Below are 2,289 nucleotides of genomic sequence, written 5' to 3' on the forward strand. Positions count from 1 at the left end.
ACACCCAGGCTTCGAACTTCTGTGCTGCCGGGAGTTTTGAAGAAATGATGAGGCGGTAGAGGTCGCCCTCGGTAATGAAGCGGACCTGCTGGATTCCGCCAGCGGTCTCAAGGGGGTGGTAATTTGCCACCCCCTTGCAGTGCAGCTTCACCGCGTTCGTCGGATCCTGGTAGCCGAGCGCGGTGGCGACATCCTTGCCGCAGAAAAGGATCTGACCATCATTGGTGATAGTGCGGATGGTGCCGAACACGTCGTTGGTGAATGTTTGAATCTGGTTTCCCATGGCGGGGTTCCTTCCCGAGACCCCGTCGAGAAAAAGTCGTGCCGGGCGGCACAAGGAGTTAAGGGCCTCACCCCACTGCCGACGAACCAGAAAGTGTTAAATCACGGGTACTCAATCGCTTCTCGTTCTGGCACGATTGGTGTTGAAGCCCCGGTGGAGCGCTATCTGTTAGAGCAATCTGGCAGGTATTCTCGCCGGGGCATAGACAAATTTCTCGAGTGCTCTGTGTGGAAGAACCATCATTCTCTTGCTACAGCGGTGCCGACACGGTGGTCTTTTAGACAACATGACCGGTTCCGCTGCCCGCCTCGGTGGGAGCACAGGGTCGGTTCTCGTTTCTTAGCGGTCTTGGATAAGCTTTCTTCTCTGATGGTGATACTTCGCCGAGTTCTTGATTCTGTCGCTGTTTTCGCGGTATAGTGATTACCACTAGTACCGGCTCGCTTGTATCGGTTTCCGAGACAGGTCAGAGCCGGTCTTCATGTTTTTGGAAGCAGGTGGGCTGGTGGTCGACAAACCGTGGGTCAGTATCGATGAGCAAATCAATATCCTCACTCGTCGTGGCCTATTGGATGCCGGTGATTACCGCCGCGAGTTATCTACTGTCGGCTATTACCGGCTTTCGGGATACTCCTACCCGCTGCGCCAGCCAGCTCCCGAAGGCTCACCTCGGCGGCGTTTAGATCGTTTCGTTCCCGGCACACGTATGCATCACGCGATTGAGCTGTACGAGTTTGACGAACAACTGCGTCTTGCTGTGTGGCGGGCGCTATGCAAGCTGGAGGTGTGCCTGCGAGTTGACGTGGGGCACGTGCTGGGTGAGATCGATCCGTTCATTCACCTCGACCTCGAACGGATTTGGCCGTCAGGCGCAATGCATCGCCGCGCAGTACTGTTCACGCAGAAGCTAGCCCAAACGCAGTCGCGCTCTACAGAAGATTTCGTCACGCATTACAACCAGACCCACGACGGCCGTTTGCCGGTGTGGGTGGCCACCGAGATCCTCGAATTCGGACAACTCGTGACCCTGTTTTCGTTGGCTCCCTTCGAACAGCGTCGTCGCATTGCTGACAAGTACTTGGCACGTGCCGACGAGTTGGAATCATGGATGCGCACTGCGAATTTCATTCGTAACATATGCGCCCATCACGCCAGACTATGGAACAAGCGACTCGTCATCCGTCCACTGGTCAAACACCGCCGCAACGACCAAACGCTATCGGCCGTGACACATTCTTCAGGACGTATATACACCGCGTTGGTGCTCACCGCGTTCCTCTTGCGACGAGGAAATTTCACCGCTGAAATACAGGCCATCAGCGACGTCCTAGACAGTTTCCCCACCGAAATTCCTGGCGTCGATCTAACGCACATAGGTGCCAGCCCCAGCTGGAAACAAGATCCCATCTGGACAATCAACAGCTAATCCTTACGGTAATAGGCGCACTCATACCCATCCGCATCCAACGGCAAACCTTCGGCCCATGCTGGGAGCGTGGACATGAGCTCGCAAGCACCAGTGGCGGTGAAGCCGGAATTTTCGGGTTCGTCGATGACGATCTCGTCGTGAACATGCATCACAATCTGATGCCCGGCTTTGGCGACTGCGTGCATGCCCGTGACGAGCAGATCACGAGCGATCGCCTGAACGATGTTCTCGGTAAGTTTTCCGCCGTAGGTTTCGAGCTGTCCCCAGCGGCGTGCTGTGGTGGTGCCGGTGTAGGTGATGGAGGTGCCGCCCCACCTGTTCTCGCCCAGACGCGGCTTCACATACGCCAACCGCCTACCCGAGGGCAGCTCAATAAACAAGATTCCGGCTTCGACGCTGAATCGCAGATTCCGTAGCCGGATTGACTGACGAGACGCGATCGCGGCGATAGCTGCTTCTTCGACGCCGGCCCAGAGGGCCACGATGTGTGGGTTGGCGGCTCTCCATGCGTCGACGATGGGTTTGAGTTCGTGCTCGGCGAGTCCCATGGTGAGTGCTCCCATGCGCTCCAAAGCGC

At 56.8% G+C, this 2,289-nt stretch carries 2 protein-coding genes and 1 pseudogene; 1 reads left to right on the forward strand and 2 read right to left on the reverse strand.

Annotated features, from left to right (window positions below; genetic code table 11):
• Positions 1-283 (reverse strand): BRO-N domain-containing protein (locus HMPREF2975_RS08380; protein ID WP_141757375.1); only part of this gene is annotated, 283 nt, incomplete at its 3' end.
• Between the two features lie 481 nt (positions 284-764).
• Between HMPREF2975_RS08380 and HMPREF2975_RS08385 the strand changes: the two genes are divergently transcribed.
• Positions 765-1,709, forward strand: a complete 945-nt coding sequence (locus tag HMPREF2975_RS08385; protein ID WP_004007632.1) for an Abi family protein — start codon at positions 765-767, stop codon at positions 1,707-1,709.
• Here the strand turns inward: HMPREF2975_RS08385 and HMPREF2975_RS08390 are convergent.
• A pseudogene (locus HMPREF2975_RS08390) lies at positions 1,706-2,289 on the reverse strand (DNA polymerase); the annotation flags it as partial. The gene HMPREF2975_RS08385 and the pseudogene HMPREF2975_RS08390 overlap by 4 nt on opposite strands.

The organism is Actinomyces sp. HMSC065F12, assembly GCF_001814535.1.
Classification (GTDB): domain Bacteria; phylum Actinomycetota; class Actinomycetes; order Actinomycetales; family Actinomycetaceae; genus Pauljensenia; species Pauljensenia radingae_A.